This is a genomic window from Streptomyces sp. NPDC036984 (assembly GCF_055607665.1).
In genome coordinates this window covers 595,599-613,857 of the sequence record NZ_JBVJRL010000003.1, presented here as the reverse complement: position 1 = coordinate 613,857, position 18,259 = coordinate 595,599, and the positions used below count along the sequence as shown (strand labels likewise).

The 18,259-nt window shown below is 67.8% G+C and carries 17 protein-coding genes and 8 pseudogenes; 6 read left to right on the top strand and 19 right to left on the bottom strand.

Annotation, left to right across the window (positions count from 1 at the left end; translation table 11 throughout):
• Together ACZ7DL_RS09455 and ACZ7DL_RS09450 are read right to left on the bottom strand one after the other, a co-directional pair.
• The coding region (locus ACZ7DL_RS09455) for a hypothetical protein (protein WP_470772769.1) at positions 1–362 on the bottom strand (362 nt) is incomplete at its 3' end.
• Positions 363–822: 460 nt separating this feature from the next.
• Positions 823–1,197 (bottom strand): hypothetical protein, encoded by a 375-nt coding sequence (locus tag ACZ7DL_RS09450; RefSeq protein WP_470772767.1) that lies wholly within the window; start codon positions 1,195–1,197, stop codon positions 823–825.
• Between the two features lie 130 nt (positions 1,198–1,327).
• On the opposite strand from ACZ7DL_RS09450, the gene ACZ7DL_RS09445 reads away from it, so the two are divergent.
• Complete coding sequence (locus ACZ7DL_RS09445; protein ID WP_470772765.1) at positions 1,328–2,269, top strand: RNA-binding protein; 942 nt, start codon at positions 1,328–1,330, stop codon at positions 2,267–2,269.
• Between the two features lie 157 nt (positions 2,270–2,426).
• Here ACZ7DL_RS09445 and ACZ7DL_RS09440 read toward each other — a convergent pair whose 3' ends face one another.
• The 6 genes from ACZ7DL_RS09440 to ACZ7DL_RS09415 all read right to left on the bottom strand — a co-directional run bounded on the left by ACZ7DL_RS09440 (position 2,427) and on the right by ACZ7DL_RS09415 (position 6,131).
• Complete coding sequence (locus ACZ7DL_RS09440) at positions 2,427–2,705, bottom strand: hypothetical protein (protein ID WP_470772763.1); 279 nt, start codon at positions 2,703–2,705, stop codon at positions 2,427–2,429.
• A gap of 8 nt (positions 2,706–2,713) precedes the next feature.
• Positions 2,714–3,043 carry a hypothetical protein gene (locus tag ACZ7DL_RS09435; protein WP_470772761.1) on the bottom strand — a complete coding sequence of 110 codons (330 nt, stop codon included), beginning with the start codon at positions 3,041–3,043 and terminating at the stop codon, positions 2,714–2,716.
• Between the two features lie 462 nt (positions 3,044–3,505).
• On the bottom strand, positions 3,506–3,919 hold the full coding sequence (locus ACZ7DL_RS09430) for a hypothetical protein (RefSeq protein WP_470772759.1): 414 nt from the start codon (positions 3,917–3,919) through the stop codon (positions 3,506–3,508).
• On the bottom strand, positions 3,903–4,424 hold the full coding sequence (locus tag ACZ7DL_RS09425) for a DUF6463 family protein (RefSeq protein WP_470772757.1): 522 nt from the start codon (positions 4,422–4,424) through the stop codon (positions 3,903–3,905). The genes ACZ7DL_RS09430 and ACZ7DL_RS09425 overlap by 17 nt, the downstream gene beginning before the upstream one ends.
• Complete coding sequence (locus ACZ7DL_RS09420) at positions 4,421–4,780, bottom strand: SRPBCC family protein (protein ID WP_470772755.1); 360 nt, start codon at positions 4,778–4,780, stop codon at positions 4,421–4,423. Before ACZ7DL_RS09420 ends, ACZ7DL_RS09425 begins: the two co-directional genes overlap by 4 nt.
• A gap of 355 nt (positions 4,781–5,135) precedes the next feature.
• A complete protein-coding gene (locus ACZ7DL_RS09415) occupies positions 5,136–6,131 on the bottom strand; it encodes an ArsR/SmtB family transcription factor (RefSeq protein WP_470772753.1) in 996 nt (331 codons plus the stop codon).
• A gap of 216 nt (positions 6,132–6,347) precedes the next feature.
• On the opposite strand from ACZ7DL_RS09415, the pseudogene ACZ7DL_RS09410 reads away from it, so the two are divergent.
• A pseudogene (locus ACZ7DL_RS09410) lies at positions 6,348–6,490 on the top strand (IS3-like element ISRhosp5 family transposase); the annotation flags it as partial.
• A 166-nt stretch (positions 6,491–6,656) separates the two neighbouring features.
• On the opposite strand, the gene ACZ7DL_RS09405 reads toward ACZ7DL_RS09410, so the two are convergent.
• Positions 6,657–7,139 (bottom strand): SRPBCC family protein, encoded by a 483-nt coding sequence (locus ACZ7DL_RS09405; protein ID WP_470772751.1) that lies wholly within the window; start codon positions 7,137–7,139, stop codon positions 6,657–6,659.
• A gap of 63 nt (positions 7,140–7,202) precedes the next feature.
• Between ACZ7DL_RS09405 and ACZ7DL_RS09400 the strand changes: the two genes are divergently transcribed.
• From ACZ7DL_RS09400 to ACZ7DL_RS09390, 3 genes are all read left to right on the top strand, one after another.
• On the top strand, positions 7,203–7,817 hold the full coding sequence (locus ACZ7DL_RS09400; protein ID WP_470772749.1) for a TetR/AcrR family transcriptional regulator: 615 nt from the start codon (positions 7,203–7,205) through the stop codon (positions 7,815–7,817).
• Between the two features lie 806 nt (positions 7,818–8,623).
• Positions 8,624–8,986, top strand: a complete 363-nt coding sequence (locus ACZ7DL_RS09395) for a hypothetical protein (RefSeq protein WP_470772747.1) — start codon at positions 8,624–8,626, stop codon at positions 8,984–8,986.
• 987 nt (positions 8,987–9,973) lie between these two features.
• A complete protein-coding gene (locus tag ACZ7DL_RS09390; RefSeq protein WP_470772745.1) occupies positions 9,974–11,134 on the top strand; it encodes an outer membrane protein assembly factor BamB family protein in 1,161 nt (386 codons plus the stop codon).
• Positions 11,135–11,156: 22 nt separating this feature from the next.
• Here ACZ7DL_RS09390 and ACZ7DL_RS09385 read toward each other — a convergent pair.
• From ACZ7DL_RS09385 to ACZ7DL_RS09365, 5 genes and pseudogenes are all read right to left on the bottom strand, one after another.
• A pseudogene (locus ACZ7DL_RS09385) lies at positions 11,157–11,580 on the bottom strand (NF041680 family putative transposase); the annotation flags it as partial.
• 77 nt (positions 11,581–11,657) lie between these two features.
• Positions 11,658–12,490: pseudogene (locus ACZ7DL_RS09380) on the bottom strand (IS5 family transposase).
• Positions 12,491–12,667: 177 nt separating this feature from the next.
• Complete coding sequence (locus ACZ7DL_RS09375; RefSeq protein WP_470772743.1) at positions 12,668–13,411, bottom strand: methyltransferase domain-containing protein; 744 nt, start codon at positions 13,409–13,411, stop codon at positions 12,668–12,670.
• A gap of 39 nt (positions 13,412–13,450) precedes the next feature.
• A pseudogene (locus tag ACZ7DL_RS09370) lies at positions 13,451–13,701 on the bottom strand (transposase); the annotation flags it as partial.
• A gap of 111 nt (positions 13,702–13,812) precedes the next feature.
• A pseudogene (locus ACZ7DL_RS09365) lies at positions 13,813–13,977 on the bottom strand (IS256 family transposase); the annotation flags it as partial.
• Here ACZ7DL_RS09365 and ACZ7DL_RS09360 point away from each other — a divergent pair.
• A pseudogene (locus tag ACZ7DL_RS09360) lies at positions 13,952–14,229 on the top strand (transposase); the annotation flags it as partial. The pseudogenes ACZ7DL_RS09365 and ACZ7DL_RS09360 sit on opposite strands and share 26 nt — an antisense overlap.
• Before the next feature lie 19 nt (positions 14,230–14,248).
• Here ACZ7DL_RS09360 and ACZ7DL_RS09355 read toward each other — a convergent pair.
• From ACZ7DL_RS09355 to ACZ7DL_RS09335, 5 genes and pseudogenes are all read right to left on the bottom strand, one after another.
• A pseudogene (locus ACZ7DL_RS09355) lies at positions 14,249–14,458 on the bottom strand (DNA cytosine methyltransferase); the annotation flags it as partial.
• Between the two features lie 26 nt (positions 14,459–14,484).
• On the bottom strand, positions 14,485–14,670 hold the full coding sequence (locus ACZ7DL_RS09350; protein ID WP_470772741.1) for a hypothetical protein: 186 nt from the start codon (positions 14,668–14,670) through the stop codon (positions 14,485–14,487).
• A gap of 105 nt (positions 14,671–14,775) precedes the next feature.
• On the bottom strand, positions 14,776–16,143 hold the full coding sequence (locus ACZ7DL_RS09345; protein ID WP_470772739.1) for a nucleobase:cation symporter-2 family protein: 1,368 nt from the start codon (positions 16,141–16,143) through the stop codon (positions 14,776–14,778).
• 239 nt (positions 16,144–16,382) lie between these two features.
• Positions 16,383–17,768, bottom strand: a complete 1,386-nt coding sequence (locus ACZ7DL_RS09340; protein WP_470772737.1) for an 8-oxoguanine deaminase — start codon at positions 17,766–17,768, stop codon at positions 16,383–16,385.
• A gap of 69 nt (positions 17,769–17,837) precedes the next feature.
• Positions 17,838–18,026 (bottom strand): annotated as a pseudogene (locus ACZ7DL_RS09335) (purine permease); the annotation flags it as partial.
• Positions 18,027–18,259: the final 233 nt, after the last annotated feature.

Sequence of the window (18,259 nt, the reverse complement as noted above, 5' to 3'; positions counted from 1 at the left end):
GCAGCCGGCAGATCAAACGCAAGGCACCAGGGCCAGTCGTATCGCGGGCCAGACCACCACCCAAGGCGGCACCCCAACATCCTCACAGTCGTATCGGGTGGCGACGGCCCGGTGGCGCTTGAGCCGGTTGATCCCGCCTCGCGCTCCAGCACAAGATCCTGCTGAACCACCACCTCCGCACCCGCGGCACGGCCCGCGACTTCGAACAAGCCCTCGACGCCATCACCGCCGAACTCCTCGCGGGCCCCGTCATCGACTACCAGCACCGACGCGAAGCCCTCGCCTCCTGGACGCTGGAACCCGAGAACTGGCAGCGCATACTCGCCCAGCTTTCGGTTCTCACAAGCCATCTGAAGATCCATCAGCGACGACCGCAGGCGCCTGGCCGTCAGCTCCTACATCTGGACCCGGGTCACCGAAGGCGAGCCTGACTTCGCCCCATGCCCACCACACATCGCACCCGACCCAGCACTACGCGCTGTCTGGACCCGGGAGCGACACAACGTGCTCCACTGGCTCCGCAAAGCTGACCACCAGCCCTACTACGGAGCCCTCAAGCCACTGCTCGAAGACCACGCCAGGCACCTGGCCAAGGCAATCGACAACGGCTCCGGCGGGTAGCTGAGCGCTGACTAGGGGGTTTCGTTTGGATCAGGTCGGATCAGGCCGCGGCGCATGGTGCGGTGCATCGCAAGGCGGAGGATCACCCGCGTACTGGGCGTACTCGGGTGGTCCGACAACGCGGCGAGGTGCCGTGCCGGGCGTCGCGGACCCGGGCTGATCCAAACGAAGCCCCCTAGCCGAGGGTGGCCGCTACCTTCGCTACGCCTGAGCGATGATTTCCGCTCGTCTCCGGTCATACTGGGCGACCGCGGCCGGCTCAGCATCGAAGTAGTCCTCCCAGAAGCCGGGACGCTGCCACTCCGGGGGCGCCAGCGTCAGGGATCCGCCCTCCAAGACGGCCACCCAGCAACTCGGCATCCGCTCGCTGACGACGGTGCACATGGCCGCGTCCCACAATCCGGGGCTGTCCCGGTCGGTGCTGGTGTCGAACCGCTCAGGGATGCGCAGCAGCACGCGATTCGCCGAGGTAATGATCTCCAGTACCGGGTAGTCCGCCCCCACCCGGATGCCCGGGTGCTCCGGCACCACCTTGCCGGTCGCGGGGCTGATGATTTGGTGGCAGCGGACGATCACCCGTGCAGCCCAACGGCATCGCACACTGTGACTGAGCACTGAATCTGTCGGGCTGTGCAGCGGAATTAGGAACTGCGAGTTCGGCCCGGGACCTACGCTGGCGCTACCTTCCACCCTGTCTAGGAGTAGCGTGCCGCCTGCCTTCGTTCACCGGATCACGAAGTACGACCCCGCCGACCGTGACGAACACGGCAGCTACCGGGGCGCGGAGGAGGCGGTCAGCGACCACGGGCCGGTCGAGGCCGCGTATCTGGAGGCGATCTCCGCGTTCGCGGAAGCTGCGGGCATTGACCGGCTGGAGATCCGTGAGCCCTCTGTCGCCGGGCTCGTCCACCTCGGTGCCCAGCCGGCGGTCGAGGGGCACGGTCTCAGCGGGCTCTTCCCGGCTGACCTCACCGGTTACCACGACGGGGCCGAGGTCTGCCTGGCGGTGGCCCTGGAGCTGATCCGCGTCATGCTCCGTGAGCAGGGCGCCTGGTGCCGGCTGGAGGCGGGAGACGCTTTCGCCGTGCACGTCGGATGGGACCAGTACGTGTACGTGGGCAGCGACCAGCCCTGCACGGACGCCGTGGCCCGTACGCGGGAACTCGGCCTCTTCGCGGAACCGGTAGAGGCTTCCCCCTACGCCGCGGAACCAGAGGTGACAGAGGCCGCCGACGAAGGCTTCTGGGCGTTGGTGCGCACCGAGTTGGCGGCGCGACAAGGCCTGCTCCTGGAGGAGACCCCCATCGTCAACGCCACACGCTGGCACCGTCTCACCACGGAAAACCTCAACGCGGTGCGCGCCGGTCTCGGCCCGCGCGCTCTGCTGACCGTCTGGCCCGACCTGCAACCCGACGTCGGCGCGGTCCTGACCGCGCTGCCGTCCGAATGGCACATTGAGTTCGTCTGGGAGACGAAGGATGGAACGATCAGAGACGTGGTCGTCGATGAGACCGAGTACCAGGAGCTCGCTGCCCTGGTGGCCGACGCGCGAGCGGCCCGTGCCCTGCCCCTCTACACCGACGAACGCAGTCCACTGCTCCAAGCCGTTCTACCCGACAGCGACGGCGTGCTGCGCGCACGATGGTGACCCGATTCATGAAAGCCAGCCCGACGAAACCCGCACGTCAGCATGCTGACCGCCAACTCGACCGCCCAGTTGTCAGCTGAAGCGCACAGTCACACAGCAGCGTCGGTGACAACAACCCTGCCGATGTGACAGCTATCATGCTTCGGCTCAACGCTTTTTATAGCAGGCCAGGAATTCGTCCGTGTCTGAACTGGAAATCTATGGACTGGGCGTGCGTGAAATTCGCGCGCAGGTCATCGGCCCGGGTGCCCCATTCCGTGAAATACGACTCGGTGATGGCCCCCGCTACGATTGGATGCAGGCCTTCCTCCGTCGCTCCGGCCTCCTGCAGTTCGAGGATTTGCTTCGCGTAGGTGGGTGAGATCGGGGTGGTGATGGTGCGGATGCGGCCGTCGTCCGAGCTGCCCGTGCAGGTGAATCCGAAGTAGGCCGTCACCTCCACCATCATGCCGCCGGAGGTGGCTGCCTGCTCGCGCGCCCTGCTCTGACCTGCGGTTGCCACTCGAATTCGGTCTCCTCCACCAGGGCGGCCTGCAGGCGCTTCTGCGGGGTCGTCAGCTTCCCGGCGCGGTAGCGCTCCACTGTGCGGCGCGAGACGCCCAGGCGCTCCGCCAGGGCCTTGGTCGACCCCTTCGCCCGCGTGAGGAGGAATTTCACCTGCGCCTTTGCGGATTTCGTCGCAGGGCGGGTAAACATCTTCCGCTCCGCCCGAGCGGGGGCGCCCAGGACCTTGCCCCGGCGCGGGGCCGGCGGCTGCTGCTCGTGATCGCTCATACCTCCAGGGACCATGGATCACTTGGGGACAGAGCAGAGCGCCCGCCGTCCGTACGGTGGGAGGCATGACGACTGTGACGATGCATCGCAGTTGGCAACTCAGCGCGCTTATTGGCAAACGTCGCGGACGTTGCTCTGTAGTTACTCTGGGAGCGATCAGGCGCCGGGACTGCACGGGTTTCCCGCGCCACCTCGTCGGCAACCGGCTCGCGCTCTCGCTCCCGTCAGCCGCGGCACGGCTCTGCTGTGTTCCAGACCGTCTCGGTCAGGGGGATTCTCATCAGGTACGAGCAAGGGGCCACGTCACCCTGCCCTGAGACCTCATCACAGATCGCGCAACAGTCAGAGCAGCCCAACCGAAGATCCACAACGCAACGCGGACCGCCGACGCGCCGGCGGTGAAGACGGCGCCGCCGGCACGGAAGCCAGCCTGCCCTGACGGGCGGAGCAGAGCTGCAGGGATCAGTTGGCGGTGAGGACGCGAACGGCCTCCCGGGTGCTGTCGGCGGCAAACCGGATCTCCCGTACCTCCTGCAGCGGCTTCCCGGATTTGGGCGCGACAGGATAGGGCTCGCGCAGAGTGACGCTCAGCGTGGTGGAGTCGCCGATGGGCATCGCGAGGACACCGTCGTCGATCTGGACGGCCCTTCGGTGTCCGCTGTGCCGGCTCGTGCGGACGGATACGACGAGGTCGAGGACGACGCCGAGAGCGATCCGCAGGCCCGCCAGGAACCGGTACTTGCCGTTTACGGTCGCGCTTACCGCGGGGTGTCCCGAGAGCGCGGCCAGCCCGGGGCTGACATCAAGCGTGCCGGTGCCGACGACGATCAGAGCGAGCAGCAGGAGAACCGTCTGCAGGCTATGACGGGACGACATCGTCGGGACCTGCTTCGGGCTCCGGGGCGAGGATAGGCGCGGAACGGGCGGCGGCCTGGACGGACGGCGCTGCGCCCGGTCGTCGCATGCCGCGCGGGCGCCAGCAACCGGTCCGCCGGTACTTCCGGCCCGGCTCTCGAGCCGCGATCAACGCGAGCACACCGACGACGGGCATCGACCAACTGCCAGTGGCAGGAAAGTAGATGGCGCACAGCGGTATCCCGATCCCCAGTAAGTACCACCCGACCTGTGGGGGAAGAGATCCGGTCGCCCGGACCACATGCTGGGCCAGGGTGCCCAGGGCCAGGAACGCCAGGCCGGCGGTCATGAACCACACGGTCGCCTCGCGGGCGTCGAATCCGTCCGTGTCTGGGTCGACGGCGGTGGCGACGAAGCCGTCATGGAGGATGTCGGACCAGGAGTTCGGCTGGGCGAAGGCCCAGGCGAAGTGGAGCACAGCCGTCGCGATTATCAATCGCGGCACCCATCGGGCGAGGCCGTTCATATGTGTTCTCCAAGCGTGAGGCGGGCTGGGCCGTGGGCGTCCATGGCGAGGGTGTGGCGGAGCAGTGTGTGCTCCTGATCGACAGCGAAGGTGGCGTATTCGTGAAAGTCATGGAAGCCGCGCGGCCCGTTGAGAGTGAAGCGCACCCATTGCGATGGGACGTAGGCGGCGACGGTGTAGCGGACCGGCCCGTGCCCTCCGGCCGCACCGGCTTCCAAGGGGCGGTCGAGCCGCATCGTCGGCCGTCCTCCCTTCGGCCACAGCTTGTCGGTGCCGCTCGCCAGAGTGTCTATCAGCGCTCCCACCTCCCTTCGGTTGGCGGGCAGAAGGCGCTCGTGCACGTTGTAGACGCCCATTACGTCCTCCCCGAGCTCGTTCTAGATGATGGTCTCTAATATTATAGAGAGTACTCTCTAAATTGCGCCCAGACCACCGTGCTTCGATTCGAACCATCGGGCGGGTCGGTGTACCACCGCTTCCCCAGACGAAGATCGCTGCTCGCAGAGCGATGTGGTGGCGTACAGCAGCGAAGCCTTCAGCGGGGCTACTTCGAGGCCATCGAGGAGCATGCCGACAGCGCGTGAGGGGGGTGTGCGGCGGCGCACCACGTCATAGTCTGGAGCCGTGCACACCCACAGGAGGCCGCCCTCCTCCTCTACGTCGAGGACTTCGGGTCCGCCAACTCGCCTGATGGGCCTGCGGTCTGGCTACTCAGGCCGAGACCACCGCGCTGAGGGTGCTCTCGGTGCTTCCACGAGTGAGGGATTCTGACGGATGGAACATCAGGTCTGCCTGCGGCGTACGCCGGTAGTAAACGCGGTGCGCTGATCGGCTTCTCGTCAGCAGGCCAGCACGGTGCAGACGGGTGAGGTGATACGAGACCGTGGAAGCACTCATGAAATGACGATCGGCGAGCTCTGTCGTGGTCCTGGGCAGCTGCAGATCATCGAGGAGAGTGAGCCGGGAGTGGCCGATGACCTGGGCGAAGGGCGCGTTAGGCGGGTGGATGGCGGCCTGCCTTGTGGTGCGAACTGCCTTGCTTCGGCGCGGGCGGGCCGGATAGATCAGATAGGGTCCGCGCTCGTCCCACGGATCCACGCTGAGCAGCCAGCTGGCGGCCAGGCTTGAGGGGAACAGGCTGAGTGGCCTGGCGGTAGTGACATCGAGGGCTCTGCTGTCCGCGAGGTAGAGACTTCCTGACTGGTAGGTGACAGCCGGGTGCAACGAGCTGAGTGCCGCACCCAGGCCCGCACTGACGGCCTCCATTGCCCGATGTTCGAGATCGGCGTTGGCATGTGCTTGAAGCCGGGGCCAGACATGGGTGAGACAGCAGCTCCAAAAGTCAGCCATCTCCTGCGCGGCGCGCTCGGCGAAGTCATGCTCGCCTCGGTCGAGAAACCGTCGCAGCGTCATGAGGGCTTCATCGTTCCCGTTTGGATGCTGAACAGCCGTGTCGAAGAGCCGGTGCATCTGGCGGCCGACAACGTCAGCCGGCGTGGTGGCGACTCGGTGCAGCTCCGCGTCAACGTCGTGCGCCGGCTCGGCCAGTGGTCCCGGTGTCAAGAAGTCCGGGGTGTATGGGCCGATCTGGGCACGTAGAGCTGGGATGATGTACAGACGCCGCCGATCAAGGGATCGGTCGACGTCAAGCGGCGTGGGGCCTCCACGGACGTACTTGGTCGATGCAGCCATGGGATGCAGCGCCACAGCGGCCTGCATAAGGGGGGAGACCGCGAAGCGCGTAGCAGCCAACGCATCAGCGTCCAGAGTGATCCGTAGCAATGCCGCCGCCTTGATCGTTTCTGATGGCCCCACATCTTGGCACAGTGGATGATCATCATTCGAACGATGTCGAAGCGCTCGCCGTTTCCCGATCACTCCGCCTCCCACTACGAGGTGTTATGATCACCGGTTTTGTCCACCCAGTGCGCGGCGAAGGAGTTCGCGAAGGTATGCCGCCGGCTCGGCGTGACCCGCTCGCGCGGAGCGGCCGACACCAGCGCGGGCAGCGCCCCGCGGGTAGCTTCAACGCGCCCCCGCAAAGAGAGACCCTGCAAGGAAAACGGGGTCTTCGCTACGGGGGGAGCCCCCTGCGGACAGAAGGGCGGCTTCATCGGTCCGGCACGCGTACCGTTTAAGCAGGACAACCGTCCAGGAGAGCGCCTACCCCCTTACCGTTCTCGCCCCGCCTTTTGATGCGGTCGATGTGTGTACTGCGCCTGCCTGCCCGTCTCAGCGCATAAGTTTGCGCAATAGGCGCACGTAGCGGCTCCAGTGCGCCGGGCGAGCCACCGCGCCCGTGCAGGCCAGTTCGGCACGGTCGAGGCTGTCTTCAAGGCAGGCGTCATGGAAGGGGCGGAAGATGAGCGGCCATGTGAGGCGGGCTGGGCCGTGGGCGTCCATGGCGAGGGTGTGGCGGAGCAGTGTGTGCTCCTGATCGACAGCGAAGGTGGCGTATTCGTGAAAGCCATGGAAGCCGCGCGGCCCGTTGAAAGTGAAGCGCACCCATTGCGATGGGACGTAGGCGGCGACGGTGTAGCGGACCGGCCCGTGCCCTCCGGCCGCACCGGCTTCCAAGGGGCGGTCGAGCCGCATCGTCGGCCATCCTCCCTTCGGCCACAGCTTGTCGGTGCCGCTCGCCAGGGTGTCTATCAGCGCTCCCACCTCCCTTCGGTTGGCGGGCAGAAGGCGCTCGTGCACGTTGTAGACGCCCATTACGTCCTCCCCGAGCTCGTTCTAGATGATGGTCTCTAATATCTAGAGAGTACTCTCCAACTTATGGCCAGGCCACCCCGCTTCGATACGAATCAGCTTCTCGACGCCGCCGTGCGCCTGGCTGCGACAGCCGGCCCGGCCGCGGTGACGATGTCCGCGGTCGCTGCGGAGGTGGGCGCCCCGAGCGGGTCGGTATACCACCGCTTTCCCAGACGAAGCACGTTGCTCGCCGAGGTGTGGCTACGGACGGTAGAGAGCTTTCAGCGGGGCTACTTCGAAGCCATCGCTGCACGCGCCGACGCGCGGGAGGCAGCGTGCGCGGCGGCGCGCCAGGTCGTCGCCTGGAGCCGCGCACACCCACAGGAGGCTACCGTCCTGCTCTACGGCGCCGAGGACTTCGGGCGCGCCGATTGGTCCCAGGAACACCTCCTGCGCGCGGACCGCGACGACCGGCGCGTGCACGCCGCTCTGGCTTCCCTCGCAGCCGACCTGGGCGCTGCCAGCCCGCAGGCCACCGAACGTGTCCTGCTTGCCGTAGTCGACCTGCCCCTCTCGCTGGTCCGCCGTCACCTCCGGACCAGTGATCCCCTCCCTGTGCACGCCGAGGATCTCGCCGAAGAGTGCACCGCAGCACTGCTCGGCTCGCTTCCCACGGGGCCAGCGTCCCGGCCCAAGTGACGACCTCTCGCGCGAGGGAGGGGAGGGCATCGACGGCTACGTGCCGGGCGCCCGCGGAGCCCTGAACCGGCCGCGGCGTGCGATCGGCTCGGTGAATATGCGGGCAACAAGGGGGCGACGGGTCCGGATCCTATAGATCTTCACAGAAAGTGCAAGTCGTCTCAGGTCGCTGAAGGTGAACTTCAGGGTTGATGCGGCGAGTGCCGGTGATTCGCGAAGGCTTGGCCGGCGTCGTGCTTCGTGCGGCTTTGGAGGCAGTGGCAGAGACAGCCGAGGAGCGTGTTGACAGGTTCCTCAGGGCGGCGGCACTCGCCTGCCACTTGCGTCCCGTCCAAACGAAACAGCCGGGTGCACCCCCGCGTACCGGAAGGCTTGACTGCCGCCATGCATACGACACTGAACAGCAGTTCGGTTCACGCGCTTCCGTGAGCGCCCTCGCCCCGATTGCCCCGACCGTGGCTGCCAGTGCTCGCGCGTCCGAGGCCGCCTCAACCCGCCAGAGCCTATCCGCCTTCTCGAGGTGTCCGGCAGATGATTCGAGGAAGTTCGAATGACCTGGCGTGGTGCCGGGCGGAGTTACTAGCGTTCCGGCGGCTTATCCCTCGAGTCGTTCAGGAAACCTCATGGCTGCTTCTGGCTGCGTCCGCCCGCGGTCCCGCTCTCGCACACTGGCTACATGTGCAGCTCTCCTGCTCCTGCCCGCCCTGGCGACAGCGTGTGGAGAGAACGACCGGGACAGCCTGCCGGCGGCAGCCGACCAGGGGGCGGTGGGTGCGCTACTCCGTACGAAACTGCCCTGCACGAAGGTGACCTATCGCAGTCCCTGGAGGCTCGAGAAGCTTCAGGAGAAGATGGCCGGCGTCGACGGAGCGGGGACGTGCGACACGGAGGAGGGGGAGTACGGCACCGACTTCTTCCACGCCTCGGACATGCGGCAGTTCGTCCGGAGCTGGGCCGCGGCGGCCGGCGAGGAGCGAGGAACGAGGTCCATGATGATCGGCCGGGACTTCGGTGTGCAGACCGACCGGATTTTTGAGAAGGAGCTGCTGGAGGGCGGTCTCCTCTACCTGTACTGCGTCCCGGGCTTCGAGCCGCCCCAGGTCGGCTATACCGTCGTCCGCCTCGAAGAGGGGTGCGTCGCGACCAACTACCCGCCTCACGCGACGTGACGCGGCGAGCCGCGTGCCGCACCCGGGCCCCGCTGGTTGCTGCGTACCCGCCGAAGAGACCTGCCTGGAGCTGAGCATTCGAAGCATCACACACACCGTGAGTGACGTGCTGACCTACACCGCGACGGCGATGAAAAGCAGCGTCCTACAAGGAAATCGTCGAGCTGCTGAGCCAGTGGCAAGGGGTCGTCCTGCAACGCCGTGCCTGAAGAACCAAGAGCCCCTACCGGCCCCCATAAGTGGGCCGACTCGGTTGCGGGGCACGATCGCAACGACAGCGCGCCCGGCCAGCACCCGACCCAGCTGGGCGGCCGTCCCGGCCCGGCCCACCTGACCGGTTTCTGAGGTTCCTCCGTTGAGCGGGAGGTGCTGATCAGCTGGCCAGGAGGGTGCTGCCAGGTTCGCTTGTTCGGCTGTCGCCCGTGCGGTGTGGTGCTTCTCCTCGAACTCGATGCGGTTGAGGAAGCCGAGTCGTTCCTGGATGCGCCGGCTGTTGCAGAAGCCGATGTAGTCGAAGAGCGCGAGGTTCGCCTCGGCCCATGATCGGGTGGAAGGACCCGCAGGTCAAGGGCCGGCGTGGGCGGGTGATGGCGAGGCCCCTGGCGGCGGTCTTGTCCTCACCTGAGTCGAGTGGCCGTGGGGGGGGCGGACACCATGAAATCCGGCCCAACTCTTATCGGAAGGTGGTTGATCAACAATGGCGTGTGTCCATGCCAAGGAGCTGGAGACGGCGGCGAGGGAGGTAGGGACGTGAACCGGAATCGACTCATGGCGGCTACCGGAATCGCACTGTCGCTCGGGCTGGTCGTGGGGTGCAGCTCGGGGGCCGACAAGAACGACAGAAACCCGCTGGCCAAGGCCAGCAGTTCAAAGGGGGGGAAGAGCGCGCCCGAGGGCACTGCGTACAAGGGGCCGGCTGTCCCCGGGCTGGCGAAGCAGCCCGTGTGGGGTCTTTCCGGTAAAGACGTGCCGAAGGCGGCTTACAGCATGGGAAACACCCTGGTGTTCTCCAAGGACGGGATGGTCGACGTCCAGTCCGCGTACGGGGACCAGAAAGCCGAGGTGGGAGAAGCGGAAACGGGGACCCTTGAGTTCCGTGATCGCAAGACCGGTGAGGTGCGCGGCACGCTGAAGCTCTCCGACGAGGAGGTGGGAGTCACCACCTGGCACGGCGATGTACCCGCGCTCCAGGTCAGGTCCGTGGCCACCACCCCCTCCGACGGGCTCAGTGCGGAGAAGCACACCGTCACCATCACCGTCTACGACGGCTCCGGGAAGAAGCTGGGCCGCGTGCAACGGGAAGGCGACGGCTCGGGCCTGCATGTCCAGGACGGCTACCTCATCGAGGCGGACGCGGGCTCCAGGCAGGTGAAGGCCACCGCCATCGACACCGGCACCGTGAAATCGTTCAAGTGTGAGAACGAGCTGATGGACGAGGACTGCTTCGGCAGTACGGCGCCGTTCGGGGTCGAGGCGGAAGGCGCCGGAGCGCCGCTGATCACCGGTGACTATTACTTCAGCGTCATCGGCGGGACGAAGTACGGCACCGACTTCAGAGAGAAGACACACCTGGTGATGCACGAGCTGGCGACCGGCAAGAAGGTGTGGAGCACCCAGGACGTCAAGCCGCCCAAGGGTGTCCAGGTCCTCGATAACGGTGAACGCGCCGCCGGCCTGGAGGTGCTGCGCGTCGCCGACGGGAAGATCCTCACCCGGTGGGGGTCCGGCGGACTGGGCAAGAGCGTGATCGCCACGTACGACCTCACCTCGCCGAAGGCGCTCGCCGCCGGTCCCGTCTACGACTCCGACGAGGCCCCCGTTCTCGACCAGACGCAGCAACTCGCGGCGACCACCGAGGAGAACGGCGCCATGGTCTGGGACCTGAAGACCGGCGAGAAGCTGTGGGACCAGCAGGAGGGTGAGACACTCATGGAGGCCAAGGAGCTCTCGCCCACAGGAGTGCTCTACGGCACCCAGCAAGAGAATTCGGCCGACGCCAAGGCGACCGTCATCGCGGTGGAGGCCCGCACCAAGAAGGTGCTCATCAAAGACCTGCCCGGAGAGCTCGTCCCGCACTTCGACCAGACCGACTACGGCTGGCTCCACACCGACGACGGCTTTTTTGTCTTTCCCGCCACCAAGCCGTGAAGCGCGCCCGCACGCGGTCGCGTCATCGCAAGTCACGGTGAAGCACGGCCGAGGGCAAGGGACGGGGGCTTAGCTTGTTGTTTGTCCAGCGCGGCGGGGGTTTCGTACTGAGCTTGTGGTGGGCGGGTCGGCCATATGCCTCGCCGGTCATGAGGATTCTGCCAACGTCGTGACGGGTGGCCAGCCGACGATTCTTCGAGCCTGGCGGCCGGCCGGCCCCGGGGCGGTACGGTTTCGGTGCACCGGCTTGCGAACTGGTCTTCGCGCGCGGGTTCCTGAATCCCTGCCGGACGCGGGCAGGGTCAGTCTGTTCGGCTTGGCCGGCTTCTCCAGGGCCGCCGCGGACGTGCGAGCCGGAGCCGGGCGTAGGCGGCGATCACCAGCCACGTCCACAGGTCGGCCGCCTCCGAGCTGCGAAGCCGCGGCCGGATCCATCCGAGCGTCTGCGAACGATCAACGGAGGCTGCTCGAACAGGTGCGGCGGGAGTGGCCCAAGCGAAGTCCTTCGGACTTCGCCAGGAGCTTACGAGTGGCGCCGCTGAACTACTGCCAGTCGGCGCCAGCAGAAGAGCGGGCATCCGAGGGTGGGGAAGGCTTCGTGGATGTCGTCGCGGATCTCCCCAGCGGATCCGTAGGCGGCGGAACCAGTGCAGGTGGGCGAACGTGCGCCCTGCGACCCAGCGTTGGGACCCCCAGGCCGGAGCCGTGCGCGGTGCCGCGTCGGGCGATCAGTGGCTTCACACCGAGGCCCCAGACGCGGCGGTGGTTGTCGTGGTCGTAGCCGCGATCGGCCAGTACCACGTCCGGGCGGCGCCCGGGCCCGTCGTGCTTGCCGTGCACGGACGGCACGGCTTGGAGTAGTGGGATCAGCTGGGTGACGTCGTTGCGGTTGCCGGCGGTCAGGGTGGTAGCGAGCGGGATGCCGGGGGCATCGGTGTTTGCTGCCCGTCTTGCCCCGGTCGACGGGGCTTCGTCCGGTCTTGGCTCCCTCCCTAACGCGCGGATGTGGGAGCCGTCGACGGCTGCCTGGAGAAGTCCAGGGCGTTCGCGCTGCGGGGTGGGCGAGCAGGACCTCGTGGAGTCGGGGGTCACAGCCCGGCCTCGGTCCACTCAGCCAGGCGCCGCCAGCAGGTCATGCCCGAGCCGAAGCCGAGTTCCTGCGGCAAGTGCTCCCAAGCGATCCCAGTGTGCAGAAGAAACAGGAGCCGTGGAACACCAGCCGGTCCGGATGCCGTCTGCGCCCTGGATTGCCGGATTCCGTCGTTCCACCTTGAGCAGCAGCGGCTCGATAACTGTCCCCAACTCGTCGTCGGCTTCCCGCGGCTTCGGCCGCGCCACCCCGCACTCCCGGATCATCGGTCTCGGAGTGATCCAACCACCTCGGAGATCATTTCGTTAGGAGCGTGCGGGGGCGTCTTCCGCCGGGCGGCCGAGTCCGGCCTGCCGCAATGATCACGGAGCTCAGACGAGCTGAGGCTGCACTCCCCGCCGCAGCTGGTGTCGGTGGTCCGGGCGACCGTCCTTCTCAGGCACTCAGTGGTCGGTCACGAGTAGCCGGTAGCCAACGTCAATGGCTTCGAGCGTAAGCAACTCGGCGTAGCGGGTGTGCCAGCGGCCGACCCTCAAGTCGTCCGCGAGCCGGGTCAGCCCCGGCGCGAGTGCGTCGTCGCCGCTCTGGGCCAGCATGGAGATCCCCGCGCGCACGTGCGAGTCGAGGTAGGCGTGTGGGCGGCGCCAGTATGCGGCGCCGAAGCCGTCGACGCAGTCGTGGGGGATGCAGACCGGTTCCTGTCGCCCTCCGCCGAGCAGATCGATCAACTGGTCAGTAGGGATGGCGCGGGTGTCGTCGTACGCTGCTGCCTCCGGGAGGTAGTCGCGTACGAGCCAAAACCGCTCGCGGAAGATGTGCTGGTCCCATGTCAGGATGACAATTCGGCGGCGCGCAACCCTGCGCAGTTCTCTGATTCCGGCCGTCAAGTCGGTCCAATGGTGGACGGTCAGCAATGCCATGACGGCATCGGCGGCGTCGTCGCGCAGCGGGAGGTGTTCTGCGACGGCCTGCACCGCTGGCGCCGCTCCCGGCGAACGCTGGTTGATCATGATCCGGCTGGGCTCAACCGCGAGGACCGTCTGTGGCGGTTCGTACGAACCACTGCCCGCTCCGACGTTGACCACGTCTGTGGCGTCCCCGAGTGCAGCGTAGATCTGCGCGGCGATCCGCGGATCAGGCTGTCGGGTCCGGGCATACGTCGTACCGAGCGTGTCATAGGTCGCCATGGCAGCAAGTATGCAAGGCGGGCGTGACCAAGGCCGTGCTCATCCACGAAATCCCGTGCCTGCCACAGAAGTTCGGAGTTGCGCGTGTAGTGAATGGATCTGTCGGTGGGTGATGAGGCAGTAGGCGAGTCCATGGAACGCTTCGTGGATATCGGCTCGCCGTTCCCAACGGCTCCGCAGGCGTCGGAAGCCTTGCAACCAGGCGAAGCCCCGCTCGATCACCCAGCGGTAGTGCCCAGCCCGATGCCGTGCTTCGTTCCGCGGCGAGCGATTGCGGGCACGATGCCTCGCCGCAGCGGCAGCAGCCGCGTCGCACCTTTACGGTTCCCGCCGGTCGGTAGGACCGCAAGGGACACGGCCCGTTCGACGATCCAGCGGTGGCGGCCCAGACGCTGCGAGCGTTACTGACGGGCCGCTGGGAGTCGGCCGTCGAAGGTGATGTCGAAAGCGTTCAGTGCGGTCTTCCAGCGCATGGTCCAGCGGGCCTGGCCCTTGAGCGACATGATGGCCATGTAGACGCACTGCAGGGCGGCCTGCTCGGTGGGGAAGGCCCTTGCTGCCTGGCGCTTCGAGCGCCGCGGCAGGGCTCTGGACTTCGGCCGGCCGCCGAGCACGACCTTCGCGAGATCTTGAACGCGATCCTGTATGTGGACCGCACCGGCGTGCAGTGGCGCTACCTCCCGCACGACTTCCCGCACTGGAACACGGTCTACGGCTACTTCGCCAAGTGGCAGCAGGAAGGCGTGTTCACCCAGCTCAACGGCTTGCTCAGGCAACTCTTACGACAGAGGGAGGGGCGGGAGGCCGAACCATCGGCGAGCGGCGCGGTTGGTGGGTGGGACCCAACGATGTGGGCTCGGCGATCTGGGCGTGCGTGGGTGGTGGCGGCTCGGCGATACGGACTCGGGAGGGGAGGAGGACCGCGCGACGGCGGGTCCGGGGGACGCCGTGGTCCGCCGCGTTGAGGATCCCGGTCCACACCGAGAACCCCCAGGTACGCAGCACGGCGGCGTACTGCCGCCACAGGGGCAGGACGTCGGGAGTTTGACGACAGGACCTAGCCCGCCGGGCGGCTACGCGTCGAGCGACTCGGGCCGGTGCTCGGCGTCGTAGGCCGCCCGTGCCTCGGCGACGTACACCCGGTTGCACTCGGCCCAGTCGGTCAGCCGTCGCAGGGTGTCGTACAACTCGTCTGCGACCTGGGTGAGTTCGCACTCCGGCGTGGCGGCACTGCCGGTCGGGACGGACCGGGCGGCCACGGCTGAATCCCGAGCAGACCGGGCGGTGCGCCGGCCTCATGACTGGGCCGGGGGTCACGGCGCCGTCCCCGTGTCCCCCGGCCTTCTAAGTCCTGGGCGTCGGTGTCAGTGGACAGCGGCGATCTCCTCCCCCGCCTCCATCGGATGGGTGACGTCCTGGGCCTCGCGGTCCTTGCCGAGGTGGTTGAAGAGGAGGTTGAGCACCACGGCCGTGACGCAGCCCGTGGAGATGCCCGAGTCCAGGACGATCTTCGCGGTCTCTGGGAACGCGTGGTAGAACTCGGGCGCGGTGATCGGGATGATGCCGACCGCGAGGGAAACGGCGACGATCAGCACGTTGTTGTCCCTGTCCAGGCCGGCCCGGACCAGGGTCTGGATGCCGCTCGCGGCGACCGAGCCGAACAGGACGACGCCGGCGCCGCCGAGCACCGGGCGGGGCACCACCGCGATGAGCGAGGCGGCCATCGGGCACAGGCCCATCAGGACCAGGAAGCCTCCGCCGGTGGCGACGACGTACCGGCTGCGGATGCGCGTCATCGCGACGAGCCCGATGTTCTGGGCGAAGGCGCTGCACATGAAGCCGTTGAACAGCGGGCTGAGCGCCGAGCCGAGGGTGTCGGCGCGCAGACCGGCCGCGATGATCTTCTCGTCCGCGGGGCGTTCCACGATCTCGCCGAGCGCCAGCATGTCGGCGGTCGACTCGGTCATGGAGACCACCATCACGACGCAGAGCGAGAGGATCGCGGCGAGCTGGAACTGGGGCGCGCCGAAGTGGAACGGGGTGGGGAAGCCGACCACGTCGGCGTGGGCGACGGGGCTGAAGTCCGTCACGCCGAACGGTATCGCGACGAGGGTGCCGGCGATCAGACCGAGCAGTACGGCGATCTGCTTGACGAAGCCGCGGGTGAAGCGGCGCAGCAGCAGGACCATCAGCAGGGTGATGCCGGCGAGGGTGAGGTAGGTCGTGGAGCCGTAGTCGTCGGCCCTGGGGTCGGGGCCCTGGGCCCAGCCGAAGGCGACCGGCAGGAGGGAGACGCCGATCAGGGTGATGACGGAGCCGGTGACGACCGGCGGGAAGAAGCGGATCGCCTTGCTGAAGAAGGGGGCGGCGAGGAAGCCGAGGAGTCCGGCGACGATGACCGCGCCGAAGATGATCGGCAGGGCGTCCGACTTGTCCTCGGTCGAGGCGACGATGGCGGTCATGGGGGCGACACCGGCGAAGGTGACGCCGTTGACGAAGGGCAGGCGGGCGCCGATCTTCCAGATGCCGAGCGTCTGGAGGAAGGTGGCGAGGCCCGCGGTGAACAGGCAGGCGCCGGTCAGAAAGGTCAGGTCGGTGGCGGACAGCCCGATGGCTGCGCCGACGATGAGCGGTGGGGCGACGACTCCTGCGTACATGGCGGCCACGTGCTGCAGGCCGCTGGTCACCATTTTCAGGGCGGGGAGTTTCTCGTCTACGGGATGGGCGGCCACGGCGGCTCCTCCGGTCGGGTAACACGTCGCCGTCGACGTGGGTTTCAGGAGGTGGTGCGGGTCGTGCGGGACCGTGACGGGGGGGATGGAATCGAGCGGTGGGTGAGCGGTGGGGGGTGACCGTCTCCAGGGCGCGCGCGTCGGCGCGCACCCTGGAGACGGCTTGCCGTGGATCCCGCTCGGATCCACGGTCCCGGCCGGGAGCCGTCCCTCCCGGCCGGAGTCTGTGGGGCCCGGTGTCAGGCCTGTGCGGCGATCCGGGCCAGGCGCTGGGCCTCCGCCCGGGTGGAGACGGCGATGGCGTCCTCGTCGACGGCGACCAGGCGGCCGTTCTCGACGATCTGTCGGCCGTTGACGAAGGACGCGGTGACCGGGGCCGCCGCGCCGAAGACCAGCGCGGTGACCGGGTCGGCGATGGAGGCGTGGGCGAGCGTGTCCATCTTCCACAGGACCAGGTCGGCCAGCTTGCCCGGCTCCAGCGAGCCGATCTGCTCGGCGCGGCCGAGGACCTGGGCGCCGCCGTAGGTGCCGAGCCGCAGCGCCTGACGGGCGTTCAGCGCGGCCTCGCGGTGGGCGCCGAGGCGGTTGATCAGCAGGGCGTTGCGCAGCTCGGTGTGGAGTTCGCCGGACTCGTTCGAGGCGGTGCCGTCGACGCCGAGGCCGACCGGGACGCCCGCCTTGAGCATGTCGGGGACGCGGGCGATGCCGGCCGCGAGCCGGGCGTTGGAGGACGGGCAGTGGGCGACACCGGTCTTGGTACGGCCGAACGCGGCGATGTCGGAGTCGTTCATGTGAACGCAGTGCGCCATCCACACGTCCTCGCCGAGCCAGCCGGTGGACTCGAAGTAGTCCGTCGGGCCCATGCCGAACAGCTCGTGGCAGAACTTCTCCTCCTCCACCGTCTCCGAGCCGTGGGTGTGCATCCGCACCCCGAGCCGGCGGGCCAGCTCGGCGCCCTGGCGCAGCAACTCGGTGGAGACGGAGAACGGCGAGCAGGGGGCGACCGCCACCTGGGTCATCGCGTCGAAGGAGGCGTCGTGGTGTTTCCGTACGGTCTCCTCGGTCGCGGCGAGCGCGCCCTCCAGCGTCTCCACGGCGAAGTCCGGCGGCAGGCCGCCGTCCTTCTCGCTGCGGTCCATCGAGCCGCGGGCCAGCGTGAAGCGGACGCCCATCTCGGCGGCGGCCCGGATGATCGACCCGGACAGGTCGCCGGAGCCGTGCGGGAAGACGTAGTGGTGGTCCATGGCGGTGGTGACACCGCCGCGGGCCATCATGGCGAGGGACCCCTGTGCGGCCGCGTACGTCATCTGCTCGTCGATGCGCGCCCAGGTGGGGTAGAGCGCGACCAGCCAGTTGAACAGGTTGTGGTCGGTGGCCAGGCCCCGGGTGATCCACTGGTAGAAGTGGTGGTGGGTGTTGACCAGACCGGGCGTGGCCAGATGGCCGCTCGCGTCGATCCGGCGCACCACGTTCTCCAGGCCCTCGGGGGCCTTGCCCGCGCCGACCGACTCGATCCGGTTGCCGGCGAGGACGAGGTACCCGGAGGCGTACTCCGTGTCGCCCGCGTCCACGGTGGCGATCGCACAGTTCTCGATGATGATGCGCTGGGCTGCCGATGGTGCCATCGTGCTTCCTTGTCTTTCAGTGACGGCCCGAGAACGGGAGAGTGTCCACGGGGAGGGCACGGCAGGACCCTAGGAGGATTTGAGTGCCGGGGCCGGCTGCCGGCTCCGGGTGCCGAGGTGATGGAAGAACAGGTTGAGCAGGACCGCGACGAGCGCGCCCGCGCTGATGCCGGAGCCGAGCACGGTCTGCGCCCAGGCCGGGAAACCGGCGTAGAAGGTCGGCGCGGCCAGCGGGATGATGCCGGCGCCGAGGGCCACCGTGCGCACCCGGGTGAGGGAGACGACGCCGGCGATGAGCCGGGTGCGGGCCGCGGTGTCGAGTCCGCAGGCCTGGCCGACGATGAGCGGAGGAGTGACGACGCCCGCGTACATCGCGGCGATGTGCTGGAGCGCGGCGGGGACGAGCCGCGGGAAGCGGAGCTTCTCGTCCACCGGGTGCACGGACGTGACGGCGTCCTCGGTGTGCACCGGTGGGGTGGAACACGGGGCTG